Origin of the sequence: Lysobacter defluvii IMMIB APB-9 = DSM 18482 (assembly GCF_000423325.1) — a bacterium.
Taxonomy (GTDB): Bacteria; Pseudomonadota; Gammaproteobacteria; order Xanthomonadales; family Xanthomonadaceae; genus Novilysobacter; species Novilysobacter defluvii.
The window spans coordinates 52,027-68,763 of record NZ_AUHT01000011.1; the positions used below are offsets into that span (position 1 = coordinate 52,027).

The 16,737-nt window shown below is 71.4% G+C and carries 14 protein-coding genes; 7 read left to right on the forward strand and 7 right to left on the reverse strand.

Translation table 11 applies throughout. From position 1 onward, the window contains the following. Positions 1 to 23: 23 nt before the first annotated feature. Both G545_RS14310 and G545_RS15385 read left to right on the forward strand, forming a co-directional pair. Positions 24 to 434, forward strand: coding sequence for a MerC domain-containing protein (locus G545_RS14310; protein WP_036136851.1), 411 nt, complete (start codon positions 24 to 26; stop codon positions 432 to 434). Positions 435 to 553: 119 nt separating this feature from the next. Next, entirely contained in the window at positions 554 to 730 is a 177-nt protein-coding gene (locus G545_RS15385) for a 30S ribosomal protein THX (RefSeq protein ID WP_081677832.1), read from the forward strand. 77 nt (positions 731 to 807) lie between these two features. Here G545_RS15385 and hutI read toward each other — a convergent pair whose 3' ends face one another. Then, positions 808 to 2,043: an imidazolonepropionase gene (gene hutI / locus G545_RS0109490; protein WP_027070174.1), complete on the reverse strand. Its 1,236-nt coding sequence runs from the start codon at positions 2,041 to 2,043 to the stop codon at positions 808 to 810. A 94-nt stretch (positions 2,044 to 2,137) separates the two neighbouring features. Here hutI and G545_RS0109495 point away from each other — a divergent pair, with 94 nt between their 5' ends. Together G545_RS0109495 and G545_RS0109500 are read left to right on the forward strand one after the other, a co-directional pair. Beyond that, positions 2,138 to 3,487, forward strand: coding sequence for a formimidoylglutamate deiminase (locus tag G545_RS0109495; protein WP_036136850.1), 1,350 nt, complete (start codon positions 2,138 to 2,140; stop codon positions 3,485 to 3,487). Beyond that, on the forward strand, positions 3,487 to 5,133 hold the full coding sequence (locus G545_RS0109500) for a serine hydrolase (protein ID WP_081677833.1): 1,647 nt from the start codon (positions 3,487 to 3,489) through the stop codon (positions 5,131 to 5,133). The genes G545_RS0109495 and G545_RS0109500 overlap by 1 nt, the downstream gene beginning before the upstream one ends. A 16-nt stretch (positions 5,134 to 5,149) precedes the next feature. Here the strand turns inward: G545_RS0109500 and G545_RS0109505 are convergent, their stop codons facing one another. Further along, positions 5,150 to 6,397: an alkaline phosphatase family protein gene (locus G545_RS0109505; RefSeq protein ID WP_027070177.1), complete on the reverse strand. Its 1,248-nt coding sequence runs from the start codon at positions 6,395 to 6,397 to the stop codon at positions 5,150 to 5,152. Between the two features lie 140 nt (positions 6,398 to 6,537). Here G545_RS0109505 and G545_RS14315 point away from each other — a divergent pair, with 140 nt between their 5' ends. The 3 genes from G545_RS14315 to G545_RS0109520 all read left to right on the forward strand — a co-directional run bounded on the left by G545_RS14315 (position 6,538) and on the right by G545_RS0109520 (position 9,531). Further along, the gene (locus G545_RS14315; RefSeq protein ID WP_043711629.1) at positions 6,538 to 6,864 is read left to right on the forward strand and encodes a hypothetical protein; all 327 of its coding nucleotides are present in this window, start codon (positions 6,538 to 6,540) and stop codon (positions 6,862 to 6,864) included. A gap of 129 nt (positions 6,865 to 6,993) precedes the next feature. Further along, positions 6,994 to 8,658, forward strand: coding sequence for a urocanate hydratase (hutU, locus tag G545_RS0109515; RefSeq protein WP_027070178.1), 1,665 nt, complete (start codon positions 6,994 to 6,996; stop codon positions 8,656 to 8,658). Positions 8,659 to 8,853: 195 nt separating this feature from the next. Further along, on the forward strand, positions 8,854 to 9,531 hold the full coding sequence (locus G545_RS0109520; protein ID WP_027070179.1) for a DsbA family oxidoreductase: 678 nt from the start codon (positions 8,854 to 8,856) through the stop codon (positions 9,529 to 9,531). 18 nt (positions 9,532 to 9,549) lie between these two features. Here G545_RS0109520 and dbpA read toward each other — a convergent pair whose 3' ends face one another. The 5 genes from dbpA to htpG all read right to left on the reverse strand — a co-directional run bounded on the left by dbpA (position 9,550) and on the right by htpG (position 16,715). Beyond that, the gene (dbpA, locus tag G545_RS0109525) at positions 9,550 to 10,935 is read right to left on the reverse strand and encodes an ATP-dependent RNA helicase DbpA (RefSeq protein WP_036136038.1); all 1,386 of its coding nucleotides are present in this window, start codon (positions 10,933 to 10,935) and stop codon (positions 9,550 to 9,552) included. A gap of 64 nt (positions 10,936 to 10,999) precedes the next feature. Continuing rightward, entirely contained in the window at positions 11,000 to 11,392 is a 393-nt protein-coding gene (locus G545_RS0109530; protein ID WP_027070181.1) for an antitoxin YezG family protein, read from the reverse strand. A gap of 40 nt (positions 11,393 to 11,432) precedes the next feature. After that, complete coding sequence (locus tag G545_RS0109535) at positions 11,433 to 12,686, reverse strand: DNA/RNA non-specific endonuclease (RefSeq protein ID WP_027070182.1); 1,254 nt, start codon at positions 12,684 to 12,686, stop codon at positions 11,433 to 11,435. An 87-nt stretch (positions 12,687 to 12,773) separates the two neighbouring features. Then, complete coding sequence (locus tag G545_RS0109540) at positions 12,774 to 14,765, reverse strand: protein-L-isoaspartate(D-aspartate) O-methyltransferase (RefSeq protein ID WP_027070183.1); 1,992 nt, start codon at positions 14,763 to 14,765, stop codon at positions 12,774 to 12,776. A 69-nt stretch (positions 14,766 to 14,834) separates the two neighbouring features. Further along, a complete protein-coding gene (gene htpG / locus G545_RS0109545) occupies positions 14,835 to 16,715 on the reverse strand; it encodes a molecular chaperone HtpG (protein WP_027070184.1) in 1,881 nt (626 codons plus the stop codon). Positions 16,716 to 16,737 lie beyond the last annotated feature (22 nt).

Here is a 16,737-nt window from a genome sequence, read left to right on the forward strand (position 1 = left end):
GACTGTCCACCGTGCCTTCCGTCATGTCGCCGAGCCGCCACCAACTGCTGGATCGCCTGGGAGCCTGGGGCTCGCTGCTGTGCGCGCTGCACTGTGCGCTCCTGCCGGCACTGCTGGCGCTGCTGCCGTCGCTGGGGATCGCGCTGCTGGCGGGGGATCGCATCGAGCTCGGGTTCGTGGTCTTCGCCACCGGCCTGGGGGTGTTCAGCCTCGCGTGGGGCTACCGGCGCCATGGCCATGTCCATGCGCTGGGGATGCTGGTTCCCGGGCTGGCCCTGCTGTGGGGCGCCGTGCTGTACCAGCCGCTACACCTGAGCGTTTGGCCGCATGCGCTGGCGATGACCGCGGGCGGCACGCTGGTGGGACTGGCGCACCTGGCCAACCTGCGGCTGCACCACCCCCGCAGCTGCCCGCACCACGGCTGCGCCCACTAGCCGGAAACACACGGCCGTGTGATAGCCTATGGCGCTTTCCGCCGGATCGCGGCCCTGCCTTGCAGACGGCCGCCGGCGGCATTTCCGACAGACACAGAACAGAATCCGGGAGCGACACGATGGGCAAGGGCGACCGCAAGACGGCCAAGGGCAAGCGTTACAACTCCAGCTACGGCAATGCCCGTCGCCAGGTGGCGAAGGCCGCCGCCGGCACCGGCGCCGCGCCGGTGGCGAAGAAGGCCAGCAAGGGCACGACCCGCAAGGTGGTCGCCAAGAAGACCATCGCCAAGGAGTAAGCACCCCGGCGGTGCTGTACAGGAAGGCCCTGCCGTGCTCGCGGCGGGGCCTTTTCCGTTTCGGTTCCCGTCTTCAGTCAGGGGGCCAGGCGGGTACCCGCGGCGTAGACCGCGCGTACCAGGCGTCCGCCCAGCCAGTAGCCCAGTTCGGCCGGGTGGGCGATGTCCCACAGCACGAAGTCCGCGCGCGCCCCGGTCCGCAGCACCCCGCGGTCGGGCAGCCCCAGGGCCTGGGCGGCGTGCACGGTGGCGCCGCGCAGGGCTTCTTCGGGCGTGAGACGGAAATGGGTGCAGGCCAGCTGCATTGCCTGGCGCATCGACTGCAGCGGGGACGTGCCCGGGTTGCAGTCCGTCGCCAGCGCCATCCGGACGCCGTGTTCGCGGAAGGCATCGAGCGGCGGCAGCTTCGTCTCGCGCAGCACGTGGAAGGCGCCCGGCAGCAGGACGGCCACGGCGCCTGCCTCGGCCATCGCGCGCACGCCGTCGAGGCTGCTGTGCTCGACGTGGTCGGCCGACAGGCCCCCGAATTCCGCCACCAGCCCCGCGCCGCCCAGGTCGCTGAGCTGGTCGGCATGCAGCTTGACCGGCAGGCCCAGCGCACGCGCGGCCTCGAACACGCGGCGGGTCTGGGCCGGGGAGAAGCCGATCCCTTCGCAGAACGCGTCCACGGCGTCGACCAGGCCCTCGGCATGCAGCACCGGCAGCCACTCGATCACCGCGTCGATGTAGGCGTCCGGCCGACCGGCGAACTCCGGGGGCAGTGCGTGCGCGGCCAGGTAGGTCGTGCGCACGGTGATGCCCAGCTCCGTGCCGATGCGCCGCGCCACGCGCAGCATCTTGCGCTCGTTCTCCAGGTCCAGGCCGTAGCCCGACTTGATCTCCAGCGTCGTCGCGCCGTCTGCGACCAAGGCGCGCGCACGGGCGACGGACTGTGCGAACAGGTCGTCCTCGACGGACTCGCGCACCGCGCGGACGCTGGAGACGATCCCCCCGCCGGAGCGGGCGATCTCCTCGTAGCTGGCGCCCTGCAGGCGCATCTCGAACTCGCGCGCGCGGTCACCGGCGAACACCAGGTGGGTATGGCAGTCGACCAGCCCCGGGGTGATCCAGCCGGAGGCCTCGATCACCTCGCGGGCCAGCTCCGCGGGCGCACCCGGCAGGTCGGCACGGGCGCCGACCCACGCCAGCGTGTCGCCGCGCCAGGCGAGCGCACCGTCATGGATCGCACCGTAGCCATCCTCGTCGAGGGTGGCGATCGAGGCACCCAGCACAAGGCCATCCCAGCGTTGCACCTGCGCGCGCGTGTCGGTCATCCGGAAGCTCCAGGGGCGCTGCCCGTTCACGTGGCCGGCCATTGTAGGCGGCGCGTGCTCGCCACTTCCGGCCGGGCGGGCGAGAATCCGTCCCATGACGACGATCCCCAATGCCAGGATCTGGCACCCGGACGGCTGGCACCACGGCACCAAGTTCCAGCTCGACCTCCACGGCCGCATCGAGCAGGCCCGCAACGGCGGGAGCATCAACCAGCGCGTCGTGCCCGGCATCGCCAACCTGCACTCGCACGCGTTCCAGCGGGCGATGGCCGGCATGGCCGAGCGCCAGGAGCATGCACAGGACTCGTTCTGGAGCTGGCGCGAGGCGATGTACCGCTTCGCCCAGCGGCTGGACCCGGACAGCCTGCGCGCGGTCGCGGCCCAGCTCTACGTGGAGATGCTGGAGGCCGGCTACACCACGGTGTGCGAGTTCCACTACCTGCACCACGCGCCCGACGGCCGGCCGTATGACGATCCGGCGGCAATGTCGCGGGCGCTCATCGCCGCGGCCAACGACACCGGCATCCGCCTGACGCTGCTGCCGGTGCTGTACATGGCCTCCGGCTTCGACGGCGGCACCCTGGAGGCACGGCAGAAGCGCTTCGGCCACGACCTGGACGCCTACCTGCAACTGCTCGAGCGGCTGCGGGCGGAACAGGGCGACATGGTCCGGATCGGCTGCGCGCTGCACAGCCTGCGCGCGGTCCCGGCAGACGCCATGCGCGAGGTGCTGGAGGCGCTGCCGGAGGACAGCCCCGTCCACATCCACATCGCCGAACAGGTGGCCGAGGTGGAGCAGTGCCTCGAGCACCGGGGCGCCCGGCCGGTGCAATGGCTGCTGGACAACGCGCAGGTCGACGCGCGCTGGACACTGGTCCACGCCACCCACCTGGACGATGCCGAGCTCGCCGGCATCGCGCGCAGCGGCGCCACCGTGGCGATTTGCCCCAGCACCGAGGCGAACCTCGGCGACGGGTTGTTCCGCCTGGGCGACTACCTGGCGGCCGGGGGGCGCTGGGGCATCGGCTCGGACTCCAACAGCTCGGTCTCCCCGGTGGAGGAGTTGCGCTGGCTGGAGTACGGCCAGCGCCTGGCCACCCGGCGGCGCAACATCGCCGTGACGCCTGACAGCCCGAGCGTGGGGGAGACCTTGCTGCGCGCGGTGGCGACGAGCGCCGCCGATTCCAGCGGCCATGGCGTCGGCACGCTGGTGCCTGGCCACTATGCCGACGCGCTGGTGCTCGACGTGGCCGCCCCGCACTTCGCCGGCGCCAGCGACGAGGACGCGATCGACCGCTGGCTGTTCAGCGGCAACCGCAACCTGGTGCGCGAGACCTGGGTGGGCGGGCGCTGCCTCGTGGAGAAGGGCCGGCACCTGCGCGCCGATTCGATCGCCACGGCGTATGGTTCCGCCCTGGACCGCATGCTTTCGGAGGACTCCTGATGGCCCGCCTTCGCCGTTGCGTTGCCGCCCTCGCGGTATTCGCGTGCGCCATGCCGGCGGCACATGCGATGACCGACGCCGAGCTGGCCGGGATCCTCGGCAAGCGGCTGCATGGCGACCGGACCGGCGCCTGCTTCGCCGCGGCGGTGGTGGAGCCGGCCTCCGTCAGCCGGGCGTACGTCTGCGCGGATCCCGCGATGGAGGCGCGCATCGGACCCGACAGCGCATTCGAGATCGGCTCGGTCAGCAAGACCATGACGGCGGCGCTGCTGGCGGAGCTGATCCGCCGCGGCGAAGGCTCGCTGGACGATCCGCTCGCGGACTGGCTGCCGGAAGGGACGGTGGTGCCGGCCTTCGAGGGCCAGCCGATCCTGCTCCGGCACGTGGTCACGCACACCAGCGGTCTGCCGGCGCTGCCTCCCGGGGCCCCGATCGCAAGCCAGGCCGATCCCTACGCCGCCATGTCCCCGGAGGATGTGCTGCAGGCGCTGGGCCGCGTCGAACTCACGCGCGCGCCGGGCACGCGCACCGAATACTCCAACTTCGCCTCGATGCTGCTGTCGCTGGCGGTCGCGCGGCGCGCCGGTATGGACTTCGAACGCCTGGCGGACGAGTGGATCTTCACCCCCCTGGGGATGGAGGGCGCCCACGTGGCGCGCGCGCCCGCGGGAGTGCGGGTGGCAGAGGGGCACGTTCCTTCCGGGGACGCCACGCCGCCCTGGACCTTCCACGTCGACCTGGCCGGAGTAGGCGGCGTGCGCGCGACCCTGGACGACATGGTGGCCTACGTGCAGGGTCAGCTGGGCCAGCGCGACACCCCGCTGCGCAGCGCCTTCGACACCACCCAGCAGCTGCTGGACGGCGACGGCGGCAGGGGCTTCGCGATGAACTGGATGGTCGCCCCGCTGGACGGCCGCAGCGTGCATGCCCACGAAGGGGGCACCGGCGGCTTCTCCTCGCTGGTCGCCTTCGATCGCGACGGCGGGCGCGGAGTGGTGGTGCTGTCGGACACGGCGATGACCTCGCTGGGCGGCCTCGGCGGGGTCGGCATGCACCTGCTCGACGACGCCCTTCCCCTCGACGGCCCCCGCACCGTGGCCCGACCGGACGAGGCCCTGCTCGAGGGTCTGGTCGGCTCCTGGCAGGTCCAGGGGATGCCGATGGAGGTACGCCGCAAGGGCGACACGCTCGAGATCCAGGCGGCGGGGCAGCCCGCGTTCGAACTGGGCTACGACAGCGAGGGTGACTTCTACCCGCTGCAGTTCGATGCCGTCCTGCGCCCCAGCCGCAACCCCGACGGCAGTTACGGGTTCCACTGGATGCAGATGGGCGGCGTGGCGCCTGCGGTCCGCGTGCAGGCGGACGGGCGGGCCGCGCCGGTGGAGAAGCTGGCGCCGGAACTGCTGGAGCAGTACGTGGGTACCTATCCGCTGATGCCCGGCTTCAACCTGGTGGTCAGTGTCGCGGACGGGCAACTCCACGGCCAGGCGACGGGGCAGGGGCGGTTCGCCCTGGAACCCGCCGGCGAGGACGTGTTCCGCGCGCCCGCGTTCGGCATCGAGATCCGTTTCGAGCGCGACGGTGAAGGGGTGACCGCCCTGGAGCTGCACCAGGCCGGACAGGTGATGCGCGGCGAACGCCGGTAGGCTCCACCGGCTGCGGTCAGTTCCGCAGTGCCGGCAGCAGCGCCTCCGGGTTGCCGTCGTTCGGTGCCGGCTCCACGCCCAGCAAGCGGGTGAGCAGCGGATAGACATCGACGTTGTCGATCGGCGGCAGCACCGCGCCGTCCGCGAAGGAAGGCCCGTCGGCGATGAAGATCGTCCGCATCGAGGGCAGCGCCGGGTCGAAACCGTGCGAGCCGCGCGTGCGGGACGCGGCGCGCGCGGCGTACTCGCGGGGGAGCGCGTCCCAGCCTTCGTCCATCTGGCACACGATGGGCGGCACGCGCGGATGGCTCCCGTAGTCCCAGCGCGCTGGCAGTTCCCCGCGCCGCCAGCACTCGTAGCGCTCGTGCCGTCCGAGCAGCCGGGCCTCGGCGGCCGCCTCGTGCCCCGGGTGCGGAGCGAAGCCGACCGACTGCCCCGCACTGACCAGCTCCACGTGGCCGGGGTCGACCATGTCCTCCACCGCGATCACCTGCCCGGGAGGTACCTCGGCCATGCCGTGGTCGGACACCACGACCAGGTCGACCTGGTCCGCCATTCCCCGGTCGGCGAGGCCGTCGACCAGGCGCCCGATGGCGCGGTCCATGCGCTGCAGGGTTTCGCGGGTCTCGGGCGCATGGGGGCCATGCCGGTGCCCGGCGCTGTCGAGGTGCTCGAAGTACAGCGTCATCAGTTTCGGGCGGGTGGCAGGCGGCTCGGAGAGCCAGCCCAGCACCCGGTCGACGCGCTCGTTGGCGGGGACCTCCGCGTCGAACTGCGACCAGCGGGTCGGCCGCACTCCGGCCACCGGGGCCTCGGTGCCGACCCAGAACATCGCGGCGGTCTGCAGCCCCGCCTTCTCGGCCCCCACCCAGATGGGTTCCCCGCCCCACCACCCGGCATTGCCGACCGCATCGCGGTCCCGGATGCGGAACTCGCCTAGTTCGGCGTCGCGCATGGTGTTGTGCACCACGCCGTGCCGGTCCGGGCGAAGGCCGGTGACCAGGGTGTAGTGGTTGGGGAAGGTCAGTGTGGGATATGACGGCGTCATCCACTCCGCCCGCACGCCCTGCTCGGCCAGGCGCTGCAGGTTGGGCGTGAGTCCCAGCTCCAGGTAGTCGGCGCGGAAGCCGTCGATGGAGACCAGCACGACGCTTGGGCGCGCATCGGCGACGGGCCGGGAGGAAACGGGCGGCTGCGTCGAGGCGCAGGCCGAGAGCAGGAGTGCGACGAGCGCAGCCGTGGCTGCATTCCGGAACGTAGGCATGCACGGATGGTAGAGCCCGAGTGCGACCGCTGCATTGCAGCTTGGGCCGTATGCCGCCTGAACGCCGCTGCGACGACGACGTCGTCCCCACGACGCCCGGAGTAGGTTGGCGCGCGTGGTCCCCCCCACCGGAGGTCGTGATGAAGAAGCTGTTGATCGCCCCGCTCGTGGCTGCGCTCGCGCTGGCCGGCGTGGCGTCCGCCCAGGACATCCCCCCGCCTGCCGACGACATGCCGCCGCCCGTCCCGCTCGACCGGTCCGAACCGCTCGACAACCAGGGCAACCCGGACATCCCGCCGCCGCAGCCGCCGGTCCCGCCCGTGCCGCTCGACCCGCCGGCACCGCCGGCACCGCCTGCGCCACCCCCGCCGCCGCCGGTGCCTGCCGCCGAGGACGACGCCCCGGACCTGCCGCCGCCTGATACCGAAGAAGTGCCACTCCCGCCGGACCCGACGCCGGCAGGATAAGCCTGCGTTCCCTGGCGCCCGCCCCCTGGTCGTGGACCGCGGGGCGGGCGTTCGCGTGCGCCGGGGCGGGCGGCCCGGCGGAGGGAGGCGCGATGCGATAATCGGCGGATCGTTGTCCAGGGAGCCGACATGTCCATCCGCCACGACCCGTCCCGTACCGTCCGCGCGCCCCGCGGTGCCGAGCTCAGCTGCCGATCGTGGCTGACCGAGGCGCCGTACCGGATGCTCCAGAACAACCTGGACCCCGACGTGGCCGAGCGCCCGGAGGACCTGGTGGTGTACGGCGGCATCGGCCGGGCCGCACGTGACTGGGAGAGCTTCGACGCGATCCTCGCCTCGCTGCGTACCCTCGGCGATGACGAGACCCTGCTGGTGCAGTCCGGCAAGCCGGTTGGCATCTTCCCCACGCACGCCGATGCACCGCGGGTGCTGATCGCCAATTCCAACCTGGTGCCCGCCTGGGCGAACTGGGAGCACTTCAACGAGCTCGACCGCAAGGGCCTGATGATGTACGGCCAGATGACCGCGGGCTCCTGGATCTACATCGGCAGCCAGGGCATCGTCCAGGGCACCTACGAGACCTTCGTCGAGATGGGCCGCCAGCACTACGGCGGCAGCCTGCGGGGCAAGTGGATCCTGACCGCGGGGCTGGGCGGCATGGGCGGCGCGCAGCCGCTGGCGGCTTCACTGGCGGGCGCCTGCTCGCTGACGATCGAGTGCCGCCAGGCCAGCATCGACTTCCGCCTGCGCACCCGCTACGTGGACGAGCAGGCGAGCGACCTCGACGACGCGCTTGCGCGCATCGCGAAGTACACCGCGGCCGGCGAGGCGAAATCGATCGCGCTGCTCGGGAACGCCGCCGAGGTCCTGCCGGAACTGGTGAAGCGCGGCGTCCGCCCGGACTGCGTGACCGACCAGACCAGCGCGCACGACCCGGTGCACGGCTACCTGCCGATCGGGTGGACGGTCGAGCAGTGGCTGTCCGAACAGCAGGCGAACCCCGGCCGGGTGCGCGACGAGGCCAAGAAGTCGATGCGCGTGCACGTGGAGGCGATGCTCGCCTTCCATGCGCAGGGCATCCCGACCGTCGACTACGGCAACAACATCCGCCAGATGGCCAAGGACGAGGGCTGCGCCAACGCCTTCGACTTCCCCGGCTTCGTGCCGGCCTACGTGCGGCCGCTGTTCTGCCGCGGCGTCGGCCCGTTCCGCTGGGTCGCCCTGAGCGGCGACCCGGAGGACATCTACCGCACCGACGCCAAGGTCAAGGAGCTGATCCCCGACGACCCGCACCTGCACAACTGGCTGGACATGGCCCGCGAGCGGATCAGCTTCCAGGGCCTGCCCGCGCGCATCTGCTGGGTGGGCCTGGGGCAGCGCCACCGCCTGGGGCTGGCCTTCAACGAGATGGTCCGCAACGGCGAGCTGAAGGCGCCGGTGGTGATCGGCCGTGACCACCTCGACAGCGGCTCGGTGGCCTCGCCCAACCGGGAAACCGAAGCGATGGCCGACGGCAGCGATGCCGTGTCCGACTGGCCGCTGCTCAACGCCATGCTCAACGTGGCCGGCGGCGCGACCTGGGTCAGCCTGCATCACGGCGGCGGCGTCGGCATGGGTTACAGCCAGCACAGCGGTGTGGTGATCGTGTGCGACGGCAGCGAGGAAGCCGACAGGCGCATCGCCCGCGTGCTGTGGAACGACCCCGGCACCGGCGTCATGCGCCACGCCGACGCCGGCTACGAGATCGCGAAGCAGTGCGCGAAGGAACAGGGGCTCAAGTTACCGATGGCCTGAACCTCCCTTCTCCCGCTTGCGGGGTGAGAGGTTGCGCTTGCGAGCCACTGGCTCGCGCAGCCTCGAACGCCCTCGCGTCCTCGCGAGGGCCGGGGCGCGGAGCGAGGTGCCCGAAGGGCGGATGAGGGCCCGCACCCAAGCCGCGCAGCAGGGTGCGGTTAGTCTCTACGCAGACCCGTAGAAGAGCCCCCCGCCATGGCCACCACCCCCGACACCCCCGTCCGCCTCCGCATCGACTTCGTCTCCGACGTGGTCTGCCCCTGGTGCGCAGTCGGCCTGGCCTCGCTCGAACAGGCGCTGGAGCGCACCCGCGGCGAAGTGGAGGCCGACCTCCACTTCCAGCCCTTCGAGCTCAACCCCGACATGGCGCCCGAGGGCGAGGACGCCGTCGAGCACCTGCGGCGCAAGTACGGCATGCCCGCCGCACAGCTGGAGGCCAACCAGCAGGCGATCGTCGAGCGGGGCGCCGCGCTGGGCTTCACCTTCGACATGGAACGCCGCCAGCGCATCTACAACACCTTCGACGCGCACCGCCTCTTGCACTGGGCCGAGACGGAGGGGCGGCAGCGTGAGCTCAAGCATGCGCTGCTGCGGGCGTACTTCACGGGAGGTCGGGACGTGTCGGACCACGGAACGCTGGCGGAGATCGCCGCTTCAGCCGGACTGCGCGAAGAGGGCGCGCGGGAAGTCTTGGAGTCAGGCGCCTGGGCCGACGAGGTGCGCATCGGCGAGCGCTTCTTCCAGTCGCACGGCATCCGCTCGGTGCCCGCGGTGATCCTCGAGCGCAAGCACCTGGTCTCCGGCGGCCAGCCGGTCGAAGTGTTCGAACAGGCCCTGCGGCAGGTGGCCGCGCTGGTGCGGCAGGGGGAATGACCGCGACTGCCGGGCGGCTTACCCCAGCGGGTTCACCCGGAACTTCCGCCCCTTGATCCTTCCCGCGCGCAGGCGCGCCAGCGCCTGTGCCGCACTCGCGCGGGCGATCGCGACGTAGCTGCGCGTGTCGTAGACGTCGATCTTCCCGATCGCGTCCTTGGCCAGGCCGGCCTCGCCGGTCAGTGCGCCGACGATGTCGCCGGGGCGCAGCTTGTCGCCACGACCGGCGTCGATGCGCAGGGTGGCCATCGCCGGCTGCGGAACCCGTCCGGGCTTAACGGACAAGGGCTCCACGCGCTCCCAGCGCAGTGGCCGGCCCTGCTGCTGCTCGATGGCGACCGCGCGGGGCATCTCCCGCGGCGTGCACAGGCTCAGGGCCAGTCCGGCACGGCCCGCCCGTCCGGTCCGGCCGATCCGGTGCAGGTAGGTATCCACGTCGGAAGGCAACTCATGGTTCACCACCGCGCCGATGTCCTCCACGTCCAGCCCGCGCGCCGCGACGTCGCTGGCCACCAGGACGTTGCAGCTGCGGTTGGCGAAGCGGACCAGGACCTCCTCGCGCTCGCGCTGGTCCAGGTCGCCGTGCAACGCCAGGGCGGTGAAGCCGTAATGGGTGAGCGAGTCGGCCAGTTCACTGACATCCCGGCGCGTATTGCAGAACACCACGCAGGACTCGGGGCGATGGCGCAGCAGCAACGCGGCGACCAGCGGTGCCTTGCGCGCGTGCTCGACCTCGAAGAACCGCTGCTCGATCGCCGCGGGCACCTCGCCGCCTTCGACGCTCACCTCGACCGGGTCGCGCAGCATCTCGTTGGCCAGCGTCCGGATCGGGTCGGGGAAGGTGGCGGAGAACAGCAGCGCCTGCCGGTCCTTCGGCACCCGCTTCACGATGTCGCGGAGCTGGGCCTCGAAGCCCATGTCCAGCATCCGGTCGGCCTCGTCGAGCACCAGCACGCGTACGCCATCGAGCCGCAGCGCCTTCTTGCGCGCGAGTTCCTGGATCCGCCCCGGCGTGCCGACCACCACGTGCGGGGCATGGCCGAGCGAGGCGAGCTGCGGGCCGAGCGGAATCCCGCCGCACAGCACGGAGAGCTTCAGGTTGGGGATGCCGGTGGCGAGACGGCGCAGCTGCTTGCCGACCTGGTCGGCGAGCTCGCGCGTGGGGCACAGGACCAGGGCCTGGGTACGCACGGCCTCCGGGTCGATCGCATGCAGCACGCCCAGGCCGAATGCCGCGGTCTTGCCGCTGCCCGTGGGCGCCTGCGCGACCACGTCGCGGCCCCCAAGGATCGGGGGCAGGGCCTCGGCCTGGACCGGGGTCATGGCCGAGTAGCCCAGGGCGTCGAGGCCGGGCAACAGGGCAGGCGGGAGGGCAAGCGAAGCGAAAGTAGGGGGCGTGGCCATCCGCCATGATCGCAGGGTTGGCGCAGGGTGCACCGCCGCCGGACCCGCTCCGGTTCGCCGGTGGTCAGGCGGAGGCGGGTTCCGGGCGCGCACGCGCGGCGACCGCGTCGAGCGTGTCCGGGGTGATGTCCCACTGCTCCGGCCGGTCGTATTCGAACTCGACCTTCAGCTTCCCGGTGTCGCGGCGCACGCGAAGCACGCAGGCATCCCACGGCGCCCTGTCGTGCACGCGGGTCGTGGCGCGCAGTTCGTCGAAGGCCTCGCCGATCGCGGGGTCGCGCGGGGTGGCGGCCTGGTGGCCCCCGCCGTCGGTGTAGCGGAACCCGCTCAGCCTGCGGGCGACCGGCCCGTCCGCGTAGCGCACCACGAGCGCGTAGCCGTCCCATTCCCCGTCGGAGACGGCCGGGTCGGCGACCAGCAGCCGGCCGATCCGGGCGATCAGTTCATTCCTGTCCAAGCGTGTGTCCCGTCGCGTGATGCCTGCCGCCAGTCTGGCTTCAGGCCATCGCAGTGTCGATCATGTCGTCCATGGCGGAGTCGGCGATCGCGTCGAAGGCCTGGCCGTCCGTGTTGGCGAATGCGATCAGCGCCGGGTCGTAGACGACGTTGCCGCTGTCGGGATCGACCACCCGGTAGTCGACGTGCACCTCGTCGGGACGGTGGGAGCCCGGCTCGCCGACGAGCTCCACCTCGATCTCGACCTCCATGCCCTTGCCCAGCCAGTCGCTCCACTCCTGTTCCATCCGCGCGTAGGCGCCGCGGTTGAACAGGCCGAACTGCGGGAACATGTTGACCGGGCCGTGCCCGTTGACGAACCGGTAGGCGAAGATGTGGCCGACGTCGTCGCCGGTGCCCTTCATTTCGTTGTCGACGCGGAACCTGCTCTGCGCGTTGCCCTCGATCCGATCGGAGTCGCGGCCGCGGCTGGAGGGTTCCCAGGTCAGCGTGGCCTCCGCCGAGGCCGGACGGCCGTGCTCGTCCAGGGTCCAGGTGATGTCGTTGACCTCCCCCGAGCCGGCCTCGGCGACCGTGCCGCGCACCTCGTTCGCCTCGACGTCCTCCGCCAGGATCACGGTTCCGTCCGGCGGCTGGCCGGTCAGCAGCATCCGGGAGTAGCCGGCGCGGTCGGCACCGGCGGCATCGGACAGCATGCTGGTGTGGCGGGTGAAATCCTCGCGCTCGGACGGGTAGGACGCGGGGCCGCCGTCGCGCGGTGCGTCGAACAGCTGTTCGGGGCCGCTCATCACCCGCAGGCCCTTCTTCTCCGTCATCTCCAGCGACAGCCGCAGGTCGGCCACGCTATCCAGGCCATTGGCTTCGGCCAGGGCCGCGAGGGACGGCTCCAGTGCCGTGACGGCGTAATCGGCGCCGTGGACCTCGACGCGGGTGCGCGGGGGCAGTGTCGACGGGTCGAACGGGTTCACCGCGCGCATCTGTTCGGGCGTCGCGTTCTCGTTGCGGATCGTGACCTCGTAGCGCACCGGCACTTCGGTGGTGGCCCCGCCCGGTGCCGACACCCGCATGTCCGCGGTGGCGACGTAGGTGGTGTTCCACTGGCCCTGCTTCTCGTCGTGGATGCGCACCGAGCCTTCATCGAGCTGGAACTCGACGTCGGCCGGGTCGGCCTTGAGGATCCGCGGGTCCATCCGCGTGGCACCGTCGGGCCGGAGCAGGCCGGGCAGGGCATGCAGGCTTTCCAGCCAGGATGGAGGCGGCAGCGGCAGGTCGAGCTTGGGCGCGTCGAAAGACATGGCGGGCGCATGCGGGCGGCGGGATCGCCCGGTCGCCGCCACTCTATGCGGCGTTTTCCTACCCCGCCATTGGGGGAAACCCGCGGCTCACAGGCCGAACGGCCAGGTTTCCGGCATCCCGCTGCCATGCCGCTCCGGCGTGAGCGGCGACACCGCGGTGGTCTCGTCGAACCACGTCCAGGCATCGAACTGTTCCGGCAGCACCACCTCGGCGTAGTGGCTCTGCAGCTCGGTTTCCGGGCGGTAGATCACGCCGATGAAGCGCTCCAGCCGCGGCTCCATCAGGCGCTTGCGCAACGCCTCACGGCGGCCTTCGCGCAGGTCGAGCAGGAATCGCGCCACCCCGCTGTCGTGGCACAGCCGCTCGACGCTGTCCCGGCGCGACGGCCGCACCTTCTTGATCTCCATTTCCCCATCCCAGTCGGTGGCCGCGGCGACCGTGCCGGTGTGGGTGCCGAAGCCGACCAGCACGGCCTGGCCACCGAAGCGCTCCCGGCAAAGCTGGCCGATGTTGAGCTCGCCGCGGGACCAGCCCATCTCGGTGTGGCGCGCATCGCCGATGTGCGAGTTGTGCGCCCACACCACCGCCTTCGCGTCGGGGCCGTGGGCCTCGAGCAGGTTCCCGAGGGTCTCGAACATGTGCGTGTCGCGCAGGTTCCAGCTTTGCGATCCGCCGTAGTACATGGTGCGGTAGTAGCGCTCCGCCGATGCGACCAGGCGCGCATTCTGTGCCGCGTCCAGGAATTCCGCGCCGTCGCCGGCGGCGTACTCCAGTTCGCTCGCCAGCAGGTCGTGCAGCTGCCGGACCACGTCCCGCTCGCACTTGCCGTAGCCGCGGCTGAGTACCGCGCGGCCGTAGGTAGCCGGGTCCTTCTGCCATGGCGTCAGGCAGCCATAGCGCTCGCGGGCGACGGCGGCGGCCTCGGGGTCGACCCGGTCCAGGTACTCCAGCACCGCGGCGATCGAGCTGCCCAGGCTGTACATGTCCAGGCCGTAGAAGCCCGCCTGGCGCGCGCCGCCGAGTCCCTCGTTGTGCCGGCGCAGCCACACCGCTAGCTCGGCCACCTCGACATTGCGCCACATCCAGGTGGGGAAGCGCTGGAACACCGGGCGCGCGTCCGCGCGGCGGGGCAGGTGGCGGACGTACCGGTTGATGGCGGCGGCATCGGGCCAGTCGGCTTCCACCGCGATGATCGTGAAGCCGTGGCGTTCGACCAGCCGCCGGGTGATCGCCGCGCGCGCACGGTAGAACTCCGAGGTGCCGTGGCTGGCCTCGCCGAGGAGGACCACGCGGAAGTCGCCGAAGCGGTCGAAAGCGGAGGCGAACCCGGGGTCATCGACGTCAGGCAGCGGCTCGGCGGCGTCGGCGACCAGTTCCGGCACGCTGCGGCTGCGCGCCGGCACGTGGTTGCTGGCGGACTGGCGGCCGTCCTCCAGCCATCCCTGCCGGCCGACCAGGGGAACGAAGCGGACTCCGCCCAGGTCGTCCTGCTCGTAACGGTCCTCGGCCGTGCGGGTGATGCGCCGCAGGCGCTGGCCGTGCTCGTCGTCGCCGACGGGCACCACCAGGCGGCCGCCGATGGCGAGCTGTTCACGCAGGGCCTGCGGAGCCTCCGGCGCGGCGGCGGCGACCAGGATGGCGTCGAAGGGAGCGGCGTCCGGCCACCCCAGGCTGCCGTCGCCCACCCGAAGCTCGATGTTGTCGTAGCCCAGGCGCTTGAAACGGTCGCGGGCCTGGTCGGCCAGGGCGGCATGCCGCTCGATGGTGTGGACCCGGCCCGCGATCCGGCCCATGACCGCCGCCGCGTAGCCCGAGCCGGCGCCGACCTCCAGCACCCGGTCGCCGGGCGCGATGCCGGCGGCCTCGATCATCAACGCGACGATGTAGGGCTGGGAGATGGTCTGCCCGCTGCCGATCGGCAGCGGGCTGTCCTCGTAGGCGAACTCGCGCATGCCGCCCTCGAGGAAGGCCTCGCGTGGCACGCTGCGCATCGCTTCGAGGACGTGCCGGTCGCGGATGCCGCGGCCGGCAAGCTGGACTTCGACCATGCGGTCGCGGGCGCTGGCGGGATCCTCCATGGGCCGGCTCCACAAGGGTATGCCGGCAGCCTCCCACCGCGCCCATTCCCGGCGCGTGAACCCGCCTGCCTAGCCCAGCAGCACCCGGTTCATCCGCTGCACGAAGGCGGCGGGGTCGGCCAGCTGGGCGCCGGCGGCGATCTCCGCCTGCTCCAGCAGCAGGGCGGCGATGTCGCCGGCATTGCCCTCGTCGCCCTCGGACTGCACGCGCTGGACCAGCGGGTGCGCTGGATTCACCTCCAGGGTCGGCTTGCTCTCCGGCAGCTCCTGGCCGGCCTCGCGCATCAGCCGTGCGAAGTGCGGGGCCATGTCGAACTCCGACAGCACCAGGCAGGAAGGGGAATCGGTAAGGCGGGCGGATACCCGCACGTCGCTGACCCGCTCGCCGAGCAGTTCCTTCAGCCGCGCCACCAGCGGCTCGGCCTGCTTCGCGGCCTCCTCCTGCTGCTTCTTCGCCTCTTCGTCCAGCGGCAGCTCGCCCTTCGCGACGCTCTGCAGCTTCCTGCCGTCGTACTCGCGCAGGTAGCCGAGCATCCACTCGTCGATGCGGTCCGACAGCAGCAGCACCTCGATGTCGCGCGCCTTGAACGCCTCCAGCTGCGGGCTGCCCGCGGCCGCGGCGTGGCTGTCGGCGGTGACGTACCAGATGGTGTCCTGGCCGTCGGCCATGCGCCCGATGTAGTCGTCCAGCGACACCGACTTCGCCGCGCCGTCCCCCTTGGTCGAGGCGAAGCGAAGCAGCTTCGCGATGCGCTCGCGGTTCGCCGTGTCCTCGCCGATGCCTTCCTTGAGGGTGTTGCCGAAGGCCTTGATGAAGGTGGCGAACTTCTCCGGCTCGTTCTTCGCCAGCGACTCGATCAGGTCGAGCACGCGCTTGGTGCAGCTCGCCTTGATGCGCTCGAGCTGGCGGTTCTGCTGCAGCAGTTCGCGGCTCACGTTCAACGGCAGGTCGTCGGCGTCGACAACGCCGCGCACGAAGCGCAGGTAGTGCGGCAGCAGCTCCTCGGCGGCGTCCATCACGAACACGCGCTTGATGTACAGCTTCAGGCCCTTGCGCTCGTCGCGCCCACCCATCATCACGTCGAAGGGCGGCTGCGAGGGCAGGTAGAGCAGGGTGGTGAAGCTCTGGTTGCCCTCGACCCGGTTGTGGCTCCAGGCCAGCGGGTCGGCGAAGTCGTGGCCGAGCGACTTGTAGAAGCCCTGGTACTCCTCGTCGGTGATCTCCGACTTCGACCGCGTCCACAGGGCGGAGGCGGAGTTGATGGTCTCCCACTCGCCGGTGGCCGCCTCTTCGCCTTCGCCCCCGTCCGCCTGCTTCGGCATGCGGATCGGGAAGGCCACGTGGTCGGAGTAACGGTGGATCAGTTCGCGCAGCTTCCAGGCGGAGAGGAACTCGCCCTCGTCTTCCTTGAGGTGCAGGATCACCTCGGTGCCCCGCTGCGGACGCTCGACCGCTTCCAGCGTGTACTCGCCCCGGCCGTCGCTTTCCCACTTCACGCCCGCGTCGGCGGGGTCGCCGGCACGGCGCGTCAGCACGGTCACCCGGTCGGCGACCACGAAGCCGGAATAGAAGCCCACGCCGAACTGGCCGATCAGGCGTGCGTCGGCCTTCTGTTCGCTGGCCATCGCGGCCAGGAAGCGGCGAGTGCCGGAGCTGGCGATGGTGCCGATGTTCTCGATCACCTCCTGGCGCGACATGCCGATGCCGTTGTCGGCGATGGTGATCGTGCGCGCCTTCTCGTCGAAGCTGACGTCGATGTGCAGCTCGCCGTCCCCGGACATCAGGTCCGGGTTGGCCAGGCCCTCGAAGCGCAGCTTGTCGCAGGCGTCGGAAGCGTTGGAGACCAGCTCGCGCAGGAAGATCTCCTTGTGCGAGTACAGCGAGTGGGTGACCAGGTGCAGGACCTGGGCGACCTCGGCTTCGAAGGTGCGGGTTTCGGGTGTGCTCATGGACGGGCGGTGCTCCGTGGAG